We start from the raw sequence: 3,695 nt of genomic DNA on the forward strand, positions 1-3,695 counted from the left end.
TTCTTGCTCAAGCCTCAGCCGAGGCGATAGCGGATTTCCGATCTCAGAAACGGCAGCAAATCCATTTCAAACCACGGATTGCGCTTCAACCAGCCGGTGTTGCGCCACGACGGATGCGGCAGCGGCAGCACTTTCGGGTTGCTGGGCGCACCCCAGATGGTGCGCCAATCCATCACCGTCTCCGTCAGCGAGGGCCGGCGCGCGGCGCCCATGTGCCAGGATTGCGCATAGCTGCCAATCGTCAGCACCAGGTCGACGCGCGGCATCAGTGCCATCAGCGGCGCACGCCAGGCCGCTGCACATTCGCGGCGCGGCGGCAGGTCGCCGCCCTTGGCATCCTGACCGGGAAAGCAAAAGCCCATCGGCACGATGGCGAATTTTGTCGTGTCGTAGAATTCTTCGTTGCTGACGCCCAGCCAGTTCCGCAACCGATCGCCGGAGGCGTCGGTGAACGGCATGCCTGACATATGCACCTTGGTGCCCGGTGCCTGGCTGGCAATCAGGATTCTGGCGCTTGACGACGGTCTGAGCACCGGGCGCGGCTCGTGCGGCAACGGGCGGCCGACCGGGTTTTCGACGCAGATACGGCAGGCGCGTACCCTCGCCGCGAAGTTTTCCAGCTCTTCGCTCAATCTCGGGAACTCATTCTCAGGCGGCGGCGCTCGGCCGGCTGGAGATCGCCTGATGCCAGCGCAGCACGTTGGCACAATCTTCCGGCACCTTGATACGCGCCGGCTTCATGAAGTCGATGGCAACCAGCCCGGTGACGTCGGCGATCGAATAAGCATCGCCGGCGACGAATTCCCGGTTCGCCAACTCGTCGTCGAGGAGTTTCAGGAATCCGACGGCTTTCGGCTTGTTGGCCTCGCCCCATTCGGGGATTTGTGGAACCTCCCATTCCTTCATCGCCGGATGGATGTGCCGGAACGCGGCAGCGACGCAACCGAGCAAGTTGAGCTCCATGCGTCTTTGCCACATCTCGACTAGCGCCTTGCCGAGCGCGCCGCGTCCGAACAACGCTGGTTCCGGGTGCAACTCCTCGAAATAGCGGCAGATGGCGACCGATTCGGTGATGACGGTGCCGTCGTCGAGTTCGAGCACCGGCAGGCGCTGCAGCGGGTTGCGCGAACTGACTGGCTGCTTTCTGTGCTCCAGCGCGCCCATGTCGACGGGCACCAGAGGAACCTCAAGCCCCTTTTCGGCAAGGAAGACCCGAACCCGCCGTGGATTGGGCGCCCGGCCCCCGTCGAAGAGTTTCATTCCATTTCTCCTATCGGATCGGCCCAAAAACGGGATCGATTTCCGGAAAGCACGATGCGAATCTGATCAGGTCTGTTGCGACAAACTATAAGGTTGACCATCACCGGAAGCGAAAAATTTCTCGCAAGGCATCGCCAATCGAAGCCAAACGACCGTGCTTTCTTTCGACCACTTCGTGATCGCGGCTCTCGCGCCAATCGTGCGGCTCGTCGAAAGTGCCGGCCCAGATGCCGGCCTTGCCGGAGCGGGCAGCGGCTTCCTCAGTTTCGAAATCCCCATAGGCGACCGCCCAGCCGGCCTCGACCTGGGCGCGGTTGAGATCCTTGCCGCCGGCGTTGCAGTCGCCGAGCAGCCGGCCGTAGCGGTCGCGCTGCCAGCCGGTGCAGGAGACGGATTTGTCTGATATCAGGCGTACCAGCGACTGCCGCGCCAGCTTGCCGCAGGGATAGTCGGCGCCGTCCTTGCGGCAAAATTGGGAATATTCCGGCGCATCAATGCCGCGCATGCGGATGCGCTCGGAACCGAGCGTGATCGTATCGCCGTCATTGACAACGGCGGCACCCTCAGTCTTGCGCGTCTCGATCCGGTCAAGGCGCGCTGCCAGAAGGATCAGCAGACCGAGGACAAGCACGGCCAGTGCGTAGTCCACCAGCCGGCGCCAAAGGCTTCGCGGCCGCGGCGGGACGTATCGCTGTCGCGGCCGCCGCGGCCACGAACGGCTCATATGGCAAACCGTTGGTTAATCATTCGAACGTAGCTTAACAATTTGAAACCGCTGCCCGCATAAATTGAAGTCTTCATGCCCTCGCAACGCTCGACCACAGCGGACAAGTTTATAGTGGACCGCCGGAAACCCCATCGCAACAGCGATGTGGCGCGGGCGGTGCGCAAGACGCGCGACCGTCTTTCGCAGCAGGTCGGAAATCCCGATTTCGACCGCGAGCTTTTGAAACTCCACGCCCGTGCCATGGTAGGAGGTGCGGTTATCGTTCCGCTTCTCGTCCTCGCGACCGCCGCGACGGGTCTGTTTGCTGGAGTGGGTAAGGAAATTGGCGTCTGGGCCCTTTTTACACTCATCTGCTACGCCATCGTCGTGTTCATGGCGAGTCGCGTCGACCGAACGGAAGCTGCCGAACTCAACCCGCTGCAAACGCACGGTGATTTCCTGATAGGCCATTTCCTTTGCGGCTTGGGCTGGGCCTGGTTCGCCTGGCTCGGTTGCGATGCTTGCCAGGTCGAGCAGTTCCAGCTGATCAAGGCGGTGGTGCTGCTGCTGGCCATGGCGGCGACCGCGATCACGGCGTCATCGCTGCGCGGTGCGTTGCTGGCGACCTTCGCCGTTCCGGTGGCGGCCTATGCCTATGCCGGCGCCAGCCAGTGGATGCCGGCAGAACTGATCATGGCCGGGTTGCTGATCGTCTCGCTGCCCTTCTTCGCCTATGTGGCGCGCCGCCTCAATCGCTCGTCCTTGATGTTGCTCTCGTTCCGCTCCGAAAAGGATGCGCTGATCGCCGAATTGGACACGGCGAAATCGATGTCGGACGAAGCGCGGCGACGGGCGGAAGACGCCAATCTGGCAAAGTCGCGGTTTCTGGCCTCGATGAGCCACGAGTTGCGGACGCCGCTCAATGCCATTCTCGGTTTTTCCGAGGTGATGGCGAACGAGGTGCTCGGCCCTATGAGCAACCCGACCTATCGCGACTATGCTCGCGACGTCCATGGCTCTGGCCAGCACCTACTCGACCTGATCAACGAAATCCTCGACCTGTCGCGCATCGAAGCGGGCCGCTACCAACTCAACGAAGAGCCGATGATGCTGCTTTCCGTCGTCGAGGATTGCTGTCACATGATGGAGCTGAAGGCGCGCAACAAGGACATCCGTATCGTCCAGGATTTCGAAAGCGCCTTGCCGCGCCTGTTCGCCGACGAACGCGCGGTGAGACAAATCGCGCTCAATCTTTTGTCGAACGCCATCAAGTTCACCGGAACTGGCGGCGAGATCCGCGTGCGCGTCGGCTGGACGGCGGGCGGCGGCCAATACCTTTCCGTCAAAGACAATGGGCCTGGCATACCGGAGGACGAGATTCCGGTCGTGCTGTCCGCCTTCGGTCAGGGCTCCATCGCTATCAAGAGCGCCGAACAAGGCACCGGGCTTGGCCTGCCGATCGTCCAAAGCCTGCTTGCCATGCATGGCGGCGAGTTCGAACTCCATTCCAAACTGCGCGAAGGCACCGAGGCGATCGCCATCTTCCCATTGAGCCGGGTGATGGAGGAATTGCCGGCGCTGCCGACCAAAGCCGTTGCTGCGCGCCGGCGATAAACGCTTAATGAACCGCCGCCGCCCTGCCCGAACTGGTGAGCGCAGCGGCTTTGACCAGGCCCGCGGCAAGTGCCGCCCCTGCCCCCTCGCCGTGGCTTACGCCGAGATCAAGCAG

The 3,695-nt window shown here is 62.4% G+C and carries 4 protein-coding genes; 1 reads left to right on the top strand and 3 read right to left on the bottom strand.

The window, feature by feature from the left end; translation table 11 throughout:
- Positions 1-14: 14 nt before the first annotated feature.
- From EOA85_RS30175 to EOA85_RS30185, 3 genes are all read right to left on the bottom strand, one after another.
- The gene (locus tag EOA85_RS30175; protein ID WP_164759977.1) at positions 15-632 is read right to left on the bottom strand and encodes a uracil-DNA glycosylase family protein; all 618 of its coding nucleotides are present in this window, start codon (positions 630-632) and stop codon (positions 15-17) included.
- Positions 633-648: 16 nt separating this feature from the next.
- On the bottom strand, positions 649-1,260 hold the full coding sequence (locus EOA85_RS30180) for a glutathione S-transferase (RefSeq protein ID WP_127212176.1): 612 nt from the start codon (positions 1,258-1,260) through the stop codon (positions 649-651).
- 100 nt (positions 1,261-1,360) lie between these two features.
- Complete coding sequence (locus tag EOA85_RS30185) at positions 1,361-1,984, bottom strand: thermonuclease family protein (protein ID WP_127212177.1); 624 nt, start codon at positions 1,982-1,984, stop codon at positions 1,361-1,363.
- A 75-nt stretch (positions 1,985-2,059) separates the two neighbouring features.
- On the opposite strand from EOA85_RS30185, the gene EOA85_RS30190 reads away from it, so the two are divergent.
- Positions 2,060-3,580 (top strand): HAMP domain-containing sensor histidine kinase, encoded by a 1,521-nt coding sequence (locus EOA85_RS30190; RefSeq protein ID WP_127212178.1) that lies wholly within the window; start codon positions 2,060-2,062, stop codon positions 3,578-3,580.
- Positions 3,581-3,695 lie beyond the last annotated feature (115 nt).

The sequence above is a fragment of the Mesorhizobium sp. M5C.F.Ca.IN.020.29.1.1 genome (assembly GCF_003997375.1).
GTDB classification, from domain to species: domain Bacteria; phylum Pseudomonadota; class Alphaproteobacteria; order Rhizobiales; family Rhizobiaceae; genus Mesorhizobium; species Mesorhizobium wenxiniae.

Excerpts from the sequence above, each read along its gene's own strand:
- EOA85_RS30180 (WP_127212176.1), bottom strand. The coding sequence starts at position 1,260 with ATGAAACTCTTCGACGGGGGCCGGGCGCCCAATCCACGGCGGGTTCGG.
- EOA85_RS30185 (WP_127212177.1), bottom strand. The coding sequence starts at position 1,984 with ATGAGCCGTTCGTGGCCGCGGCGGCCGCGACAGCGATACGTCCCGCCG.
- EOA85_RS30190 (WP_127212178.1), top strand. The coding sequence starts at position 2,060 with ATGCCCTCGCAACGCTCGACCACAGCGGACAAGTTTATAGTGGACCGC.